The sequence below is a fragment of the Thermoactinospora rubra genome (genome assembly GCF_002093975.1).
Classification (GTDB): domain Bacteria; phylum Actinomycetota; class Actinomycetes; order Streptosporangiales; family Streptosporangiaceae; genus Nonomuraea; species Nonomuraea rubra_A.
In genome coordinates this window covers 179,834-196,358 of the sequence record NZ_KZ084330.1, presented here as the reverse complement: position 1 = coordinate 196,358, position 16,525 = coordinate 179,834, and the positions used below count along the sequence as shown (strand labels likewise).

15 protein-coding genes are annotated in these 16,525 nt (G+C 73.1%); 11 read left to right on the top strand and 4 right to left on the bottom strand.

Features of this window, described 5'->3' with window-relative positions; translation table 11 throughout:
* Window positions 1–12 precede the first annotated feature (12 nt).
* From BSB02_RS10720 to BSB02_RS10700, 5 genes are all read left to right on the top strand, one after another.
* The gene (locus tag BSB02_RS10720; RefSeq protein WP_084958562.1) at window positions 13–843 is read left to right on the top strand and encodes an aldose 1-epimerase family protein; all 831 of its coding nucleotides are present in this window, start codon (window positions 13–15) and stop codon (window positions 841–843) included.
* Window positions 844–850: 7 nt separating this feature from the next.
* Window positions 851–1,825: a phosphotransferase family protein gene (locus BSB02_RS10715; protein WP_084958561.1), complete on the top strand. Its 975-nt coding sequence runs from the start codon at window positions 851–853 to the stop codon at window positions 1,823–1,825.
* A gap of 91 nt (window positions 1,826–1,916) precedes the next feature.
* Window positions 1,917–3,110, top strand: a complete 1,194-nt coding sequence (locus tag BSB02_RS10710; RefSeq protein WP_206184617.1) for an FAD-dependent oxidoreductase — start codon at window positions 1,917–1,919, stop codon at window positions 3,108–3,110.
* A gap of 113 nt (window positions 3,111–3,223) precedes the next feature.
* A complete protein-coding gene (locus BSB02_RS10705; protein ID WP_084958559.1) occupies window positions 3,224–4,561 on the top strand; it encodes a class II 3-deoxy-7-phosphoheptulonate synthase in 1,338 nt (445 codons plus the stop codon).
* Between the two features lie 93 nt (window positions 4,562–4,654).
* Window positions 4,655–5,431, top strand: a complete 777-nt coding sequence (locus BSB02_RS10700) for an SAM-dependent methyltransferase (RefSeq protein WP_240506337.1) — start codon at window positions 4,655–4,657, stop codon at window positions 5,429–5,431.
* Window positions 5,432–5,582: 151 nt separating this feature from the next.
* On the opposite strand, the gene trxA is transcribed toward BSB02_RS10700, so the two are convergent.
* The 3 genes from trxA to BSB02_RS10685 form a co-directional block, all read right to left on the bottom strand.
* Window positions 5,583–5,960: a thioredoxin gene (gene trxA / locus BSB02_RS10695; RefSeq protein WP_084958557.1), complete on the bottom strand. Its 378-nt coding sequence runs from the start codon at window positions 5,958–5,960 to the stop codon at window positions 5,583–5,585.
* A gap of 103 nt (window positions 5,961–6,063) precedes the next feature.
* A complete protein-coding gene (locus BSB02_RS10690) occupies window positions 6,064–6,255 on the bottom strand; it encodes a hypothetical protein (protein WP_143590462.1) in 192 nt (63 codons plus the stop codon).
* 92 nt (window positions 6,256–6,347) lie between these two features.
* On the bottom strand, window positions 6,348–8,717 hold the full coding sequence (locus BSB02_RS10685; RefSeq protein ID WP_084958649.1) for an ExeM/NucH family extracellular endonuclease: 2,370 nt from the start codon (window positions 8,715–8,717) through the stop codon (window positions 6,348–6,350).
* Window positions 8,718–8,823: 106 nt separating this feature from the next.
* Between BSB02_RS10685 and BSB02_RS10680 the strand changes: the two genes are divergently transcribed.
* Both BSB02_RS10680 and BSB02_RS10675 read left to right on the top strand, forming a co-directional pair.
* Complete coding sequence (locus BSB02_RS10680) at window positions 8,824–9,921, top strand: pentapeptide repeat-containing protein (protein WP_158088601.1); 1,098 nt, start codon at window positions 8,824–8,826, stop codon at window positions 9,919–9,921.
* 90 nt (window positions 9,922–10,011) lie between these two features.
* The gene (locus tag BSB02_RS10675; RefSeq protein WP_084958554.1) at window positions 10,012–10,665 is read left to right on the top strand and encodes a permease prefix domain 1-containing protein; all 654 of its coding nucleotides are present in this window, start codon (window positions 10,012–10,014) and stop codon (window positions 10,663–10,665) included.
* On the opposite strand, the gene BSB02_RS10670 is transcribed toward BSB02_RS10675, so the two are convergent.
* Entirely contained in the window at window positions 10,643–10,972 is a 330-nt protein-coding gene (locus tag BSB02_RS10670; RefSeq protein ID WP_084958553.1) for a PadR family transcriptional regulator, read from the bottom strand. The two genes, BSB02_RS10675 and BSB02_RS10670, sit on opposite strands and share 23 nt — an antisense overlap.
* A 74-nt stretch (window positions 10,973–11,046) precedes the next feature.
* Here BSB02_RS10670 and BSB02_RS10665 point away from each other — a divergent pair, with 74 nt between their 5' ends.
* From BSB02_RS10665 to cydC, 4 genes are read left to right on the top strand one after another with little or no spacing between them, the layout of a single operon-like run.
* A complete protein-coding gene (locus BSB02_RS10665) occupies window positions 11,047–12,195 on the top strand; it encodes a cytochrome ubiquinol oxidase subunit I (RefSeq protein WP_084958552.1) in 1,149 nt (382 codons plus the stop codon).
* A 9-nt stretch (window positions 12,196–12,204) separates the two neighbouring features.
* On the top strand, window positions 12,205–12,954 hold the full coding sequence (locus tag BSB02_RS10660) for a cytochrome d ubiquinol oxidase subunit II (protein ID WP_084958551.1): 750 nt from the start codon (window positions 12,205–12,207) through the stop codon (window positions 12,952–12,954).
* Between the two features lie 17 nt (window positions 12,955–12,971).
* Entirely contained in the window at window positions 12,972–14,669 is a 1,698-nt protein-coding gene (gene cydD, locus BSB02_RS10655; RefSeq protein ID WP_206184616.1) for a thiol reductant ABC exporter subunit CydD, read from the top strand.
* On the top strand, window positions 14,666–16,423 hold the full coding sequence (gene cydC, locus BSB02_RS10650) for a thiol reductant ABC exporter subunit CydC (protein ID WP_240506336.1): 1,758 nt from the start codon (window positions 14,666–14,668) through the stop codon (window positions 16,421–16,423). The genes cydD and cydC overlap by 4 nt, the downstream gene beginning before the upstream one ends.
* Window positions 16,424–16,525: the final 102 nt, after the last annotated feature.

Below are 16,525 nucleotides of genomic sequence, written 5' to 3'. Positions count from 1 at the left end.
CGGTATCCTTTCATGGTGCAGCTGCCTCCCCTCCTCGCGGCCGGTTACTCTGCCGAGATCAGCCCCCGTGGCGCCGCCGTCCGCTCCCTCAGGCACCGCGGCCGAGACCTGATCACCAGCTGGCCGGAGGGCGGTCCCGTCCCCTACTACGCCGGGACCGTCCTGGCGCCGTGGCCCAACCGCGTCGGGCACGCCCGCTACCGCTTCGACGGGGAGGAGCACCGGCTCGCGGTCACCGAGCCCGAGCGGGGGCACGCTCTCCACGGCCTGGTCGCCGGCGTGGACTGGGAGGTGGTGGAGCAGACGGCCGACGCCGTGGAGCTCGCGCACACGATCACGCCGGTGCGGGGCTACCCGTTCACGCTGGAGCTGCGGGTCACGCACCGGCTCGGCGAGCAGGGGCTGACCACGACGCTGACGGCTGCGAACACCGGCGAGCGCACCGCGCCCTACGGCTGCGGCGTCCACCCGTGGCTGCTGGGCGAGGAGCTGTGGGTGCCGGCCTCGCAGGTGCTGCTCACCGACGAGTCGCTGCTGCCCCTGCGACTGGAGGAGGTGGCGGGCACGCCGTACGACTTCCGCGAGCCCCGCGCGCCCGGCGACGTCGACCACGCCTTCACCGGCCTGGCCAAGGGCGAGGCGCAGGTCGGCGGCGTGCGCATCAGCTGGGATCCCGATGTGCTGCCGTGGGTGCAGGTCTGCACCGGCGCTCAGCTGGGCTACCGGGGCGTGGCCGTGGAGCCCATGACCTGCCCGCCCGACGCCTTCTCCACCGGCGTCGACCTGGTACGGCTGGCCCCCGGCGAGCGGCACCGGGCCGGCTGGACGCTGGGCGTGGTGTGATCGCGCCGTGGACAGCAGGACCAAGCGGCGCCTGGCGCCGCCCGAACTCGACGCGCTGATCGCAAGGGTGCTCGGCGCAGGCGTGCGGGCCTGCGCCGAGCTGACCGACGGGTTCGCCAACGCGGTGTGGCGGCTGGCCCTCGACGACGGCCGGGAGGTGGTGCTGAAGCTGGCGCCGCCGCCCGAGCTGGAGCAGCTGACCTACGAGCGCAACCTGCTGCGGATGGAGGCCGAGGCCTACGCGCTGGCGGCCCGCGCCGGGGTCCCGGTGGCGCGGCTGCTGAAGGCGGTCTTCGACGATCCCGTGCTGGGCGGGGACTTCCTCATCCTGTCGGCGCTCGACGGGACGCCGTGGAACCAGGCCAGGCTCGATCCGGACGTCGAGGCCGGGCTGCGCCGGGAGCTGGGCCGGCACCTGGCGCGGCTCAACGCGGTCACGGGCCGCGAGTTCGGCTACCCGCACGCCGGCCTGGCCGCGCCCACCTGGCGGGAGGCGTTCTTAGCCATGGTCGGGGCGGTGCTCGACGACACGGTGCGCTATCCCACGCCGCTGCCGGTGCCCGTGCCGGAGCTGCGCTCGGCCGTCAAGGCCGCCTCCGAGGCGCTGGAGGAGGTGCGCGAGCCGCGCCTGGTCCACTTCGACGTCTGGCCGGGCAACGTCTTCCTCGACCTGTCCGGCCCGCCCCGTATCCAGGCCCTCATCGACCACGAGCGGGCCTTCTGGGGCGATCCGCTGGCCGAGTTCGTCACCCCCACGGTCTTCGGTGAGCTGCGCGAGGACGACCCGCTGCTGGCCGGCTACCGCGAGGTCAGCCCGCTGGAGCTGACGCCGTCCGCGCGGATCCGGCTGGACCTCTACCGGCTGTACCTGTCGCTGATCCTGCTCGTGGAGAACGGGCCGAGGCAGTATCCCGAGGCGGAGTACGCCCGCATCAGGACGGCGGCCACCGCCTGGCTGGTCGAGGCGCTCGACCGGCTCTGACCGTGCCCGACCCATGCCCGACCGTGCCCGACCCATGCCCGGTCTTCCCTCGGGCCGCCGGCCGTGCAATAATTTCATCGGGTGATGAATTATGACATGCGTCATCGCAGGCGGCGGCCCGGCGGGCGCCGTCCTCGGGCTGATCCTCGCCCGGGCGGGCGTGGAGGTCACGCTGCTGGAGAAGCACGCCGACTTCCTGCGTGACTTCCGCGGCGACACCATCCATCCCTCCACGCTCCAGGTCCTCGACGAGCTGGGCCTGGGCGAGGAGTTCCACCGGCTGCCCCACCGCAAGGCGCACCAGCTGAGCCTGTGGACCGACCGGGGCACCGTACGGCTGGCCAGCCTGCGGGGCCTGCCGGGCAAGTACGACTACATAGCCTTCGTCCCGCAGTGGGACTTCCTGACCCTCATCACCTCCGCGGCGGCCAAGCTGCCGACCTTCCGCATGCTGATGAACGCCGAGGCCTACGACGTGATCAGGGAGGACGGAGCGGTGCGCGGCCTGCGCTACCGCGACCCGAGCGGCGAGCACGAGATCCGCGCCGCCCTCACCGTCGCCGCCGACGGCCGCCGTTCCGACGTACGGCGGGCCGCGGGGCTGACACCGCGCGAGCTGGGCGCGCCCATGGACGTGGTGTGGTTCCGCATCTCCCGCGACGGAACCGACCCCGACGAGACGTTCCTGCGCGTGTCGGCCGGCGGCCTCATGGTGGCGATCAACCGCGAGACCTACTGGCAGCTGGCCTACGTCATCCCCAAGGGCGGGTTCGACGAGCTGCGCGCCGGGGGCATCGAGGCGCTGCGCGCGCACGTCGGCGGGCTGCTGCCGTACCTGCGGCCCAGGCTGGGCGAATTGGGCGGGTTCGAGGACGTCAGCGTGCTGACGGTCGCGCTCAACCGGCTGGAGCGCTGGCACCGGCCGGGCCTGCTGTGCATCGGCGACGCCGCGCACGCCATGTCGCCGGTGTTCGGCGTGGGCATCAACCTGGCCGTCCAGGACGCCGTGGCCGCCGCGAACCTGCTGGCGGGGTCGTTGCGGTCGGGCGCGCCGATCCCCGAGTCCACCCTGCACCTGCTGCAGCGCCGCCGGATGTGGCCCACCAAGGTCACGCAGTTCGCCCAGAAGGTGGCGCAGGACCGGCTGATCAAGCCGGCTCTGGAGGGTCGCGTGCGCCCGGTGCCGACGCTGCCCGACATGTCGGGCGTCCCGGTCCTCAGCGGGATCGTCCGCCGCTTCATCGGGCTCGGCGTGCGTCCCGAGCACGTCACTTTGCCGATTTAGTGGGACTTTAGGGGGACTTCGAGACGATCGCGGGGTAGCAGCGTTTAAAGACGCATCCACAGTGTGGACATCGACAACGGCCGGACGGCCCCAGTGGAATACCCTCGTATGTCGTGAGCGCACTGACCAACCTCGATTCCTGGCGGGACCTGCCCGCAGCACAGCAGCCTGACTGGCCCGACCGCGCCGCCCTCGACCGGGTGGTGAGCGAGCTGTCCAGCCTGCCGCCCCTGGTGTTCGCCGGCGAGTGCGACCAGCTGAAGGCGGAGCTGGCGGCCGTGGGCAGGGGCGAGGCCTTCGTCCTGCAGGGCGGCGACTGCGCCGAGACCTTCGCCGGCGCGACCGCCGACAACGTGCGCAACAAGCTCAAGACGCTGCTGCAGATGGCGATCGTGCTGACCTACGCCGGCCGGGTGCCGGTCGTCAAGATCGGCCGCCTGGCCGGGCAGTTCGCCAAGCCCCGCTCCAAGCCCACGGAGACGCGCGACGGCGTCACGCTGCCGGCCTACCGGGGCGACATGGTCAACGGCTTCGAGTTCACCGCCGAGGCCCGCACCCCCGATCCCCAGCGGCTGCTGCGCGCCTACCACTCCAGCGCCGTGACGCTGAACCTGGCCAGGGCCTTCACCAAGGGCGGCTACGCGGACCTGCGCCAGGTCCACGCCTGGAACCAGGACTTCGTGGCCGAGTCGCCCGCCGGGCGCCGCTACGAGCAGCTGGCCAGGGAGATCGACCAGGCGCTGGCGTTCATGCGCGCCTGCGGCGCCGACCCGGAGGAGTTCCACACGGTGGAGTTCTACTCCTCCCACGAGGCGCTCATCCTCGACTACGACAGGGCGCTCACGAGGATCGACTCCCGCACCGGCCTGCCGTACGACGTCTCGGCCCACATGGTCTGGATCGGCGAGCGGACCCGCCAGCTCGACGGCGCCCACGTGGAGTTCTTCTCGCGCATCCGCAACCCCATCGGCGTCAAGCTCGGCCCCACGACCACGCCGGAGGAGGCGCTGGCGCTGATCGACAGGCTCAACCCGCACAACGAGCCGGGGCGGCTGACGTTCATCACCCGCATGGGCGCCACCAAGATCCGCGACGTGCTGCCGACGCTGGTGGAGAAGGTCTCCAGCAGCGGCGCCCAGGTGGCGTGGATCTGCGACCCGATGCACGGCAACACCTTCGAGGCGCCCAGCGGCTACAAGACGCGGCGGCTGGACGACGTGCTGGACGAGGTGTCGGGCTTCTTCGAGGTGCACCGGTCGCTCGGCACCCACCCCGGCGGCGTCCACATCGAGTTCACCGGCGACGACGTGACCGAGTGCATCGGCGGCGCCGAGGAGATCCTCGAGGACCACCTGGCCCTGCGGTACGAGACCGCCTGCGACCCGCGGCTCAACCGCAGCCAGTCGCTCGACCTGGCCTTCCGGGTGGCCGAGCTCTACCGGGCTTCCTGAGCCTGGCTCATGTCATCCCCGGTGATTGCCCGTCGATCGCCGGGGATGTCGCTTATGATCGCCCCGATAAATGCCGAAATTTCGGGAGAAATCGTGAGCCAGCTGATCCCCGAGGGCGTGGACCCGTCCATCCCCAACGTCGCCCGGATGTACGACTACTACCTCGGCGGCAAGGACAACTTCGAGGCCGACCGCGCCGCGGCCGACCAGGTCCTCAAGCTGTTCCCCGAGACGCGGTCCGCGGCCCTGGAGAACCGCGAGTTCCTCCGCCGGGCGGTGCGTTACCTGGTCGAGGCGGGTGTCGACCAGATCGTGGACCTCGGCTCCGGGCTGCCCACGCAGGGCAACACCCACGAGATCGCCCCGCAGGCCCGCGTGGTCTACGTCGACTACGACGCCGTGGTGTGCGCCCACGCCCGCGCCCTGCTGGCGGGGTCGAACGTGGCGGTGCTGCAGGCGGACGTGCGGCAGCCGGACCGGCTGCTGGAGGACCTGCGCGAGCTGGTCGACCTGCGGCGCCCGGTCGCCTTCCTGATGCTCGCGATCCTGCACTTCATCCCGGACGAGCCGGAGGAGGGCGCCGGGGCCTACGAGATCGTCGCGCGGCTGCGCGAGGCCGGCGTGGCGGGCAGCCACCTGGTCGTCAGCCACGCGATCGACGCCCGGCCGGACACCACGCCGGAGGCGCTGGAGATCTACCGGCATGCCACCGCCTCGCTGAGCCTGCGGACCAAGGAGGAGATCGCCCGCTTCTTCGACGGCTACACGCTGGTGGAGCCGGGGCTGGTCTACCCCAAGGACTGGCGTCCCGACACGCCGCCCGAGCGCGAGTCCTCCGTCGGCTACGCCGGGGTGGGCGTGAAGCGCTGAGAGCTCGGCAGGACTCCCGACACGGCGAAGGCCCCACGAAGGCGGGGCCTTGTCCGAGGGGCCTTGTCCGAGGGGCCTTGTCCGAGGGGCCTTGTCCGAGGGGCACGGCTCGCGGCGGCGCCGGTCGGGTGGACGGAGCCGGTGGCGCGGGTCAGTTCCGCTCGGCGGCCTTGTTCATCTCCTCGGCCAGCTCGGCGCGGATGGCGTCCATGTCGAGCGCCCGCACCTGCGAGATGAGGTCCTCCAGCGCGGGCTCGGGCAGCGCGCCCGGCTGCGCGTAGACGACGATCCCGTCGCGGATGGCCATGATGGTCGGGATCGAGGTGATGTCGAAGCCCTGGGACAGAGCGGGCTGGGCCTCGGTGTCGATCTTGCCGAAGGTGATGTCCGCGTGCTTCTCCGAAGCCTTCTCGAAGATCGGGGCGAACATGCGGCAGGGCCCGCACCAGGCCGCCCAGAAGTCGAGTAGGACGATCCCCTTGTCGGCGATCTCGTTGAAGTTCTGCTCGGTTACCTCGATGGTCGCCACAAGTGGCTCCTCGTCATGGTGGCTGCAAGTTCACGGGTATCAACCACCTACCCGCCCGTGGCATTCCTATCATTCCCGGCCCGGCACCTGCTCGGGCCTGGCTTCAGCCCTTGCCGCTCTCGCGGCCGGACGCCAGGAGCAGCACCAGGCCCAGTATCCCGGCCGCCAGGTGGGCCGCCGTCAGCGCGCCGCCGTCCAGCCAGCGGTGCAGCAGGCCGAAGTCGCGGTCGAAGAACTGCCTGGCGACGAAGCCGCCGAAGCCCTGGATCATGAGGATGACGCCGAGGAATCCCATGCGCCCATGCTCGCGGCCGGCGGCCCGGCCGCGCATCGGCCGGGCGTCGATCCGGCCCCCTCCCAAAGAAGGGGGCCGGATCCGCCGGGGAACTAGTTCCCCGGCAGCCGCAGGCCGATGAGCAGCGGGTCGTGGTCGGAGGAGCGGAAGGCGTCCGGCCGGTAGAGCGAGGGCGGGTTGAACTCGGTGTTGTAGTCGAGGATGCGCGGCTCGTCGGCGTTGACGTGCCAGATCGTCGCGCCGGTGACGCGCTTGAGCAGCTGCCTGCCCACCAGGGCGTGGTCCAGCTCCCCGGCCAGCCCGTCGAACAGGTAGCTGTAGCGCTGCCCGGCGGGGACGAACCTCTTCGTCACGCTGGTCAGCCCGCCGGCCTCGAGGGTGTCGATCGGGTCCTCCTCGCCGTAGGAGTTCAGGTCGCCCAGGACCAGCGGCTGGGGCAGGTCCAGGGAGGAGATGAGCCCGAGCACGGCCTTGGCCTGCCTGACCCGCAGCGCGTTCCAGCAGCCCTGGCCGTCGCCCTGGTCGGCGTCCTCGCCGCCGTCGGGGCAGCTGCCCTTGGACTTGAAGTGGTTGACGAGCACGGTGAACGGCATGCCGCCGCCCGTCCGGCGGAAGGTCTGGATCAGCGGCGGGCGGCTGAAGACCTCATCCTGCGAGGACAGGGCCTGCCCGACCGGCTTGACGACGGCCGGCTTGTAGATGGCCGCCACCTGGATGGCGTCGGTGCCCGGGTTGGGGTGGGCCAGCGCGGCGTAGGTGCCCGCGCCGACCTCGGCGTTGAGGGCGTCGACGAGCGCCTGGAGCGCCGTCTGGCCGTTGTTCTCCACCTCCATGAGGCCCACGACGTCGGCGTCCAGGCCCTTGAGGGTGGCCACGAGCTTGGCGAGCTGGCGGCGCTGCTCCTCGGCGGTGGTGGCGCCGCGCGAGCCGAGCGTGGTGAACCAGTTGAGCGTGTTGAGGCTGGCCACGGTGACGTTGCCGCCGACCCTGGCCGGCCGCTCGGGCCGCGGGTTGGTCCGCTGGAAGGCGATCGGCTCGGTGGGCTGCAGGCGGTACAGGCCGAAGCCGTACCCCAGCACGCCGGTGATCCCGGCCGCCGAGTCGCCGGTCCGCACCGCGTGCGGGCTGGTGTACGGCACGGCCGCCGGGTTCTGCGCGGTCGAGCCGTCGTCGAGGAGCAGGGCGCGGCGGACGTTGAGGGCGCCGTCCACGCCGGGCCGGTCGGTGGGCTGGTACAGCCGGCCCTCGGAGGACACGGTGACCTCGCCGAAGCGGCCCAGGTTGTAGTGCTCGGTGACCGTCAGCCGCTCGGGGAAGGTCAGCAGCATGTTCTCCACCGGCTCGAAGGTGACCCCCTCCGGCCTGGGCAGCGGGTACGGCCGGGCCGCGACCTCGCCGGTGCCGCACACGTCCACCGCGGTGACGGGCGACAGCTCGGTCCAGCCGTTGAACTCGGTCGCCCGGCCGGTGACGAGCACGCGGTCGCCGGGCTTGACGTCCTTGAAGGTGTCGCGGGCGAAGGCGAACAGGCCCTCGGAGGTGCGCGGGTCGGCGTCGGGCGTGGGGTCCTGGAGGAAGAAGCCGCTCAGCTGGCCGCTCTTTTGGAAGTCGCCGGTCACCACGCCCTCGACCCGCACGGTCTGGCCGGCCAGCGGGGTGGCCTCGCCGGCGCCCTGGACCTGGGCGATCTGGTGGGTCGGCGCGGTGTCGCAGGGGTCGGCCGTGGGGGTGGGCGAGGCGGTCACCGACGGGGAGGGCGACGGGGAGGGCGACGGCTCGCCGCCGCAGGGGGCCTTGGCGGTGGCGGTGTTGCGCGGCGTGGGCGCGCCCGCGGTGAAGTCGGCGGCGTTGTCGTCGGTGTCGGCGCAGCCACCGTTCTTGCGCAGCGCGGCCGTGGTGTTGGACAGGCCGGGCGCGGCGGCCGGGCCCTCGTGGAAGGTCGCGGTGCCGTATCCCAGCAGGTCGGCGATGAGCGCGGTCTGCTCGGGGGTGCAGGGCGTGGCCGAGCCGTTGCAGGCCAGGCCGGTGGCCGAGCGGACCAGGGCGAGCTTGCCGGCCCCGGCGCTCATGGCGATGGCGCCCGTGGCGTCGGGCGCGGGCAGCTCTCCGGCGGGCGTGCTGCCCGCGGCGAGCTTGACCAGGTAGTACTGTCCCGGCGCGAGCGTGCCGGACAGGGTGACGACGTTGGCCGCGAAGTGGCCGGTGCCCGTGGCGCTGGCGTACTGCAGCGACCAGCCCTCCAGCGAGACCGGGGCCGGGCCGCGGTTGAACAGCTCGGCGAAGTCGTTGCCGAAGGGGGCGCCGGAGTTGCCGCCGCCGCCGTAGGCCTGGCTGATGACCACGGTTCCCGGCGCGGCCGAGGCCAGGGCGGCGGGGGTCGACGCGGCGGAGACCGCCGCCATGCCGGCGGCGGACAGGCCGACGGCGGTCAGGGCGGCAAGCGCCCGCGACAAAACTCGCATGACCGGCACTTTACGGTCGATTGACCTCACAATTCTTGACAAAACGGTGGATAGACCGTTAATTGCTACGACCTTGACAGCTGCTTGGGACGGGTATGACCAGGACATGGACTGGGTCACCTGCTCGCATTCGGCGGCCTGCACGGGGATCGCGCGCCAGCCGTACGGCCTCTGCCTGTTCCACCTCCCAGCCGAGCGCCTCGACGAGGAGCTCGGCAAGCTCGTCCCCGGCCGCCTGCTCGACCTGCGCGGGACCCGGCTGGACGAGGCGCTGCTGTCCAGGGTGCTGGCCGCCGTGGCCTACCGGCCCGGGCGGACGCGGCTGGATCTGGCCCACTTCACCGGCGAGGCCCGGCTGGCGGAGATGGAGTTCGCCGGCGACCTGACCCTGGACGGGGCCCGCTTCGACCGCCTGGCCTCCTTCTACGGCACCCGCTTCCTCGGCAACGTCTCGCTCGCCGGGGCCAGCTTCGCCCGGGAGCTGTCCTTCCACGGCGCCCGCGTCGGCGGCCACGCCTGCCTGGACCGGGCGGTGGTCTGCCGCGACGCGCTGTTCAGCGGCGCGGTCTTCGGGCGGGGGCTGTCGTGCGAGCGGGCGAGGTTCGAGGGGTTCGCGTCCTTCGACGGGGCGCTCCTGGGCGAGTCCGCCCAGTTCAGGGGCGCGAGGTTCGGCCGCACGCTGTCGTTTCGCAAGGTCGGCGGCCAGGCGGTGTTCGAGGGCGCCCGCTTCTGCGGCGACGCCTACCTGTCGGCCACCGGCCGGCTGTCGGCCGCCCGGGCGCGGGCCGAGGGCGCGCTCGACGTGTCGGTCACCGGCGGGGCGCTCAGCCTGCGGGGCGTGGAGACGGCCGGCCCGCTGACCGTCCGGCTGCAGGACGCCCGCGCCGACCTGGAGGGCGCGGTGCTGCGCGGGCGCGCCACGGTGAGCGGGCGCGGCGCGGCGGGCGTCGACTCCCTGCGCGGCGTGGAGGCCCCGGACCTGGCCCTGTTCGGGCTGGACCTGTCCACGTGCCGCTTCGCGGAGCTGGCGCATCCGGCCGGGCTGCGCGTGCGGGACTGCGTCTTCGCGCTCACCCCGCGGGGGCTGCGGCTGGGGCTGAGGTGGCCGCCGCTGCGGTGGTTCTCCCGCCGCCGGACCACCCTGGCCGACGAGTACGGCCGGCGCGGCTGGAGGGAGCCCCGCGACGCCGAGGCCGCCCCCTGACCGGCGGGTCCTCAGGACGCGAAGCCCCCAGGACACAATCCGGGACAACCCTGATCCGCCCCCTGCCCGCCGCTTCCTAGACTTGGCCGCATGCTCATCGACGACTACGTGGCCGATCTGTCCCGGACCCTCCGCGGACCGCACGGCCCGAAGCGGGATATGGTCGTCGAGGCCAGGCACAGCCTGCTGGACGCGGCGGAGGCCTACCAGGCCGGCGGGCTCGACAGGACCGAGGCCGAGCGCAGGGCGGTGGCGGAGTTCGGCGCGGTCGGCGAGATCGCGCCCGGCTTCCAGGAGGAGCTCGTCATCTGCGCGGGACGGCGGCTGGCGTGGCTGATGTTCCTGTCCACGCCGCTGATCTGCCTGCTGTGGAGCCTGATCTGGCGGGCCTTCCCCTACGACGTGAACGACTGGGCCAACCGCCCGGAGTGGTTCGTCCCCGTGGCGCGCGCGCTGGACATCCTGCAGATCCTCTCCGGCGCTCTGGGCGCCGCCGCACTGGTCGCGCTGCGGCGGCGTTCCCGCGCCCTGCCGGTGACGCGTGGCCTGGCGTGGTACTGCTGGGCGTTCCTGGTCTGCTCCGGGCTGCTGTCGCTGGCGCTGACGGCGGGCGCCGACGGGCCGCAGGGATTCTCCGACTACCTGCCCGGCACGCTGCTGGCGCTGACCTCCTGGCTCTTCACGCTGGCCCAGATCTATGTCGCGGCGCAGTGCCAGCGGCTCACCCGGCGCCTCTGGGCGTGAGCACGCTGCCGATCGCCGCGGTGAAGGCCTGCCAGGCCGACCGCTCCCCGGCGAGCTGCCGCCGGCCCGCGGCCGTCAGCCGGTAGGTGCGCCGCTTGCGTCCCCCGACCGTGGCCCACTCGCTGGTCAGGTAGCCGATCCGCTCCAGCCTGCGCAGCGCGGGGTACAGCGTGCCCGTCGGCACGTTCAGCGCGCCCCCGCTGCGTTCCTGGAGCGCCTCGATGATCGCGTAGCCGTGGAGCGGCCGGTCTTCGAGCACGGACAGGATCAGCGCGTCCATGTGGCCGCGGAGGGCGTCGGAATTCACACGACCATCGTACTCATGTAGGCACGCTATATGTAGACTCTCTATATGTAGGCAGACATAACTACGGAGTTCGCATGGACGTCGTCGACCTGGCCCGGCTGCAGTTCGCGGTCACGGGAAACCTGCACTTCCTGTTCGTGGTGCTCACCCTGGGCCTGGCCCCGCTCGTGGCGATCGTGAACACCCGCTGGGCGCTCACGGGCAACCCCCTGGACGCGCAGATGACCCGCTTCTGGGGGCAGATCTACCTCATCAACTACGCCGTGGGCATCGTCACCGGGCTGGTGATGGAGTTCCAGTTCGGGCTGACCTGGAGCGGGCTGACCCACTACGCGGGCGACGTCTTCGGCGCGCCCCTGGCCATGGAGACGCTCGTCGCCTTCTTCCTGGAGTCGACGTTCCTCGGCCTGTGGATCTTCGGCTGGCAGCGGCTGCCCAAGTGGCTGCACGTGGCGTGCATCTGGCTCGTGACCGCCACCGCCTACGCCAGCGCGTTCTACATCATGATCGGCAACTCGTTCCTGCAGAACCCGGTGGGCGTCCGGGACCTGGGCGACCGGCTGGAGCTGACCGACTTCGGGGCGCTCATGACGAACGAGGCGCTCATCTTCGCCTTCCCCCACATCATCGGGGCCGCCCTGACCACCGGCGGCATGGTGATGGTCGGCGCGAGCGCCTACCAGCTGCTGCGCCGTACCCCCGACCAGGCCCTGTTCACCCGCTCGATGAGGCTGGGCGTGGTGGTGGCCGCCATCGGCGTCCTGCTGACCGTCGGCTTCGGGTTCGCCCAGTTCGCCGGGGTGCACGAGGGCAAGTTCGAGGGCAACGCGGGCGCCGCGCTGGGGCTCGGGTTCATGATCCTCATCGGCGAGCTGCTCATGCTCGTCGTGCCGTTCGTCATGCTGCCGCTGGTCGCCTTCCTGCCGCGCTGGCGCTGGATCCATCCGATCCTCATGCTGATGACGCCGCTGCCGTTCCTGGCGGTGATCCTCGGCTGGATGGCCAGGGAGATCGGGCGGCAGCCCTGGATGATCTGGGGCAAGCTCACCGTCGCCGACGCGATGTCGCCCGGGCTGACCCCGGGCATGGTCGGCGGCTCCTTCGCCGCCTTCGCCGGCGTGCTCGGCCTGCTGGCCGTCGTCGACTACGCCCTCATCGCCCGCGTCGTGCGGCGCGGGCCCGCCGCCGTCACCCTGGGCGCCGCGCCCGCGCTGACCCGCTAGGAGACCTCGATGGAAACGCTGTGGTTCGCCGTCTTCGCCGTGCTGCTCGCCGGCTACTTCGCGCTGGAGGGCTTCGACCTGGGGGTGGGCCTGCTGCTGCCGGTGCTGGGCCGCACCCAGGAGCGGCGCGACCGCATGGTCGCCGCCGTCGCGCCCTTCGTGCTGGCCAACGAGGTGTGGCTGGTGGCCGTCGCCGGCACGCTGATCGGCGTGTATCCGGCCCTGGAGGGCGAGATCCTGTTCTCGCTGTACCCGCTGGTCGTGGCCATGCTCGTGTCCTGGGTGCTGCGGGACGCGGGGCTGTGGTTCCGCCGCCGCGCCGACGGCGACGGCTGGCGCGCCCTGTGGGACCTGGCCATCGCGGGGGGCTCGCTGGGGCTGGCGATGGGCTGGGGCATGGCCCTGTACGCCCTGGCCACCGGCAGCGGCCCGATCCATCCCATCGGCATCCTGGTGGGGGCGTTCGTCGCCCTCGCCTTCGCCTTCCACGGGTGGACCTTCCTCGGCTGGCGGCTCAAGGGCTTCGCCGGGGTCACCCGCTCCGGGCGCGACCTGCTGCTGTCCGGCCTCGTGGCCGCCGCCCCCGCGATCATCGTGCTTGTCGGCGCCGCAGGATACCTTCTGGAGCACTCGGCCCCCTCGGCGACGCTGACCACCCTGGGCCTTATGGTGGTGCCGTTCGCACCCGTCATCGTCGGGGCGCAGGTGTGGGTGTGGCGCGCCTTCCGCACCTCCGACCGCATTCCGTCGTTCTTCTAGGGGCTTGTAGGGGGCACGTGCACAAGGACCTCATGCGGCTGCTGCGGGCGACGGTCCGCGCGCACCTCGCGGTCGCCGTGGGCGCAGCCGTGCTCGCCGGCCTGCTCGTGCTGGTCCAGGCCGAGCTGCTGGCCGGGGTGCTGTCGGGCCGCTTCACCGCCGCGGCCCTGGGCTGGCTCGTGCTCGTCTTCGCGCTGCGCGGCCTGCTGGGCTGGGTCCAGGGCCTGTACGGCGGGCGCATGGCCACCGGGCTGAAGTCCGCCCTGCGCCACCGCCTGCTGGAGCGCTTCGGCGCCCTCGGCCCGGTCCGGCTCGCCGGCCACCGCTCCGGCGAGCTGGTCACGCTCGTCGGCCGGGGCCTGGACCGGCTCGACCCCTACCTGACCGGCTACCTGCCCGCGGTCGCCGTCGCGGGGGTCGTGCCGCTGGCCGTCCTCATCCGGCTCTTCGCCGCCGACCTGGGCAGCGCGGTCATCGTCCTGGTCACGCTGCCCCTCATCCCGGTCTTCGGCGCGCTGGTCGGCATGCACACCAAGGCCGTCACCGAGCGGCAGTTCCACGCGCTGTCCCGGCTCGGCGGGCACTTCCTCGACGTGGTGCGGGGCCTGCCCACGCTCCGCGCCTTCGGCCGGGCCCGCCACCAGGCCACCGTCGTGCGCGCCGTGGCCGACGCGCACCGCGGCGCCACCATGCGCACGCTCCGCGTGGCCTTCCTGTCGGCGCTGGTGCTGGAGCTGTGCGCGTCGCTGTCGCTCGCGCTGGTGGCCGTCCCCATCGGGCTGCGCCTCCTCGGCGGGACGCTCGACCTGTCCACGGCCTTGCTGGTGCTGCTGCTGGCGCCGGAGGCGTACCTGCCGCTGCGCGTCATGGGCACCCGCTTCCACGCCTCGATGGAGGGCGTGGCGGCGGCCGACGCGGCCTTCGCGCTCCTGAAGCCCGCGGCGGATGCGCCCTCCCCCTCCGGCGGCCTGCGGCGGCCCGGGCGGGGCGCGCGGCCGCCGGAGATCCGCCTGGAGCGGGTGACGGCCTCCTACCCCGGCCGCGACGACGCCGCGGTGGAGGACGTCTCGCTGGTCATCGCGCCCGGCGAGCGCGTGGCCCTCGTGGGCGAGAGCGGGGGCGGCAAGACCACGCTGCTCAACCTCATCCTCGGCTTCCTGTCCCCTGGCGACGGGCGGGTGCTCGTCGACGGGGTCGACCTGCGGGAGCTGGACCTGGAGGCCTGGCGGGCGGAGACCGCCTTCGTGGCGCAGCGGCCCCACCTGTTCGCGGTCTCGATCGCCGACAACATCAGGCTGGGCGCTCCCGGGGCCTCGCTCGACGAGGTACGGCGGGCGGCGCGGCAGGCGCACGCGGAGGAGTTCGTCGCCGCGCTGCCCGAGGGGTACGCGACGCAGGTGGGCGAGCGCGGGGCGAACCTGTCGGCGGGCCAGCGCCAGCGCATCGCCCTGGCCCGGGCGTTCTGCCGCCCGGACACGTCGCTGCTGGTGCTGGATGAGCCGACGGCGCGGCTGGACGGGCGCAGCGAGGCGGCCATCGTGGCGGCCACCGCGGAGCTGAGCAAGGGAAGGACGGCCGTGATCGTCGCGCACCGCCCCGCCATGATCGACCTCGCGGACCGGGTGGTGCGGATCCACGAGGGCCGGGTGGTCGCGGACACGCCGCGCCGGGAGCTCACGGGCGGGAAGCGGCCGAGCGCGGAGGACGGGCGATGACGCACACGCCTCAGGAGCGGGTGGCGGCGCGGCGAGAGCGGCGGATGGGCGTGCGGCTGGCGTACGCCGTGCTGGCGGGGGCGGCGGCCGAGCTGACCGGGCTGGGCCTGATCGCCACGGCGGCCTGGCTCATCACACGCGCCGCCGAGCAGCCGCCGCTCGCCGCGCTGAGCGTCGCCATCGTCGCCGTGCGCGCGTTCGCCACCAGCCGGGGCGTCTTCCGCTACGCCGAGCGCCTCACCGGCCACGACGTGGCGCTGCGCGCCCAGGCCACCACGCGCGAGCGCCTCTACGAGTCCCTGATCCCGCCCCACACCCCCCGCCAGGGCGGCGCGGACCTGCTGAGCCGGATGGTCGACGACACCGAGGCCGTCCAGGACCTGCTCGTGCGCTGCCTGCTGCCCGCCGCCGCCGCGCTCATCACCTCGGTCGCGGCCGTAGCCATCGGCCTGGGCGTCCTGCCGTCGGCGGCCCTCGTGCTCTTCGCCGGCCTGGCGGTCGCGGGAGTGCTGCTGCCCGCCGGGACGGCCGCCGCCACGCGCCGCTGGTCGGCCCGCATCGCCCCCGCCCGCGCGGCGCTGGCGGCCCGCACCGCCGACCTGGTGCACGGCGCCGCCGACCTGGCCGCCTACGGCGCCGGCGACCGCGCCCTCCGCTCCGCCCTGGACGCCGACGACCAGCTGGCCGCCCTCGAACGCCGCCAGGCCCGCGTCCATGCCGCCGCCCTGTCGTTCGGCGTGCTGACGCAGGGCCTGACCGTCGCCGCCATCGTACTGCTCGCGCAGAACGCGGGCGTCGACACCGTGGGGACCGCGGTGCTCGCTCTGATGTCGCTGGTGGCCTTCGAGCCGGTGTTGCCGCTGGCCGCGGCCGGTGAGCGGCTCGCCGGGATCCTGGCCGCCGTCCGCCGCCTGCGGGACGTGCGCGCCACTCCCCCGGCCATCACCGAGCCCGCCGCCCCCGCGCCCCTCCCCCGTGGCCCGCTGACGGTGGAGGTCCGGGATCTGGTGGTACGGCACGCGCCCCGGGACTCCGGCGACGCCGCACCCGAAGCGACGGACTCCATGACCCGGCCGGCGCTGGACGGCGTCAGCCTCACCCTCACGCCCGGCAAGCGGGTGGTGCTCGTCGGCCCCAGCGGAGCGGGCAAATCCACCCTGCTGGCGACGCTGATGCGCCTGGTGGAGCCCGAGGGCGGGACGATCACCGTCAACGGCGTCGACGTGCGCGACCTGCGCTCCGACGACGTCCGCACGCTCATGACCGGCCTGACCCAGGACCCGTACGTCTTCCAGGCCACGCTGCGCGACAACCTCCGCCTCGCCGGCCCCGACGCGGATGATGAGGAGCTGGCGCGAGCCGTACGGCAGGCCAGGCTCGACGCCTGGGTGGAGAGCGTGGGATGGGACGCCGAGCTGGGCGAGGACGCCCGCACGGTGTCGGGCGGCCAGCTCCAGCGCCTGGCGCTGGCGCGGGCGCTGCTGTACGACCCGCCGATCCTCCTGCTCGACGAGCCCGCCGAGGCGCTGGACGAGGCCACGGCCGACGAGCTCATGGCCGACCTGCTCGACGCGACGCACGGCCGTACCACCCTCATGGTCACCCACCGGCTCAGGGGGCTGGAGCAGGTGGACGAGATCATCGTGCTGGAGGGCGGCAAGGTGATCCAGCGCGGCACGCACGAGGAGCTCGTCAACCGGCCGGGCTACTACCGCGACCTGTGGGAGTCGGAGGCGCTCACCCGATCGGCATGACGCGGCCCCGCGAGAAGCGCCACGTCGCCTGACGTCGCGGCGCGCCCATCAAGCGGCCCGTCGCGCCTCGCCACCCTCGCGACCATCTGCTCAGCCGTTCCG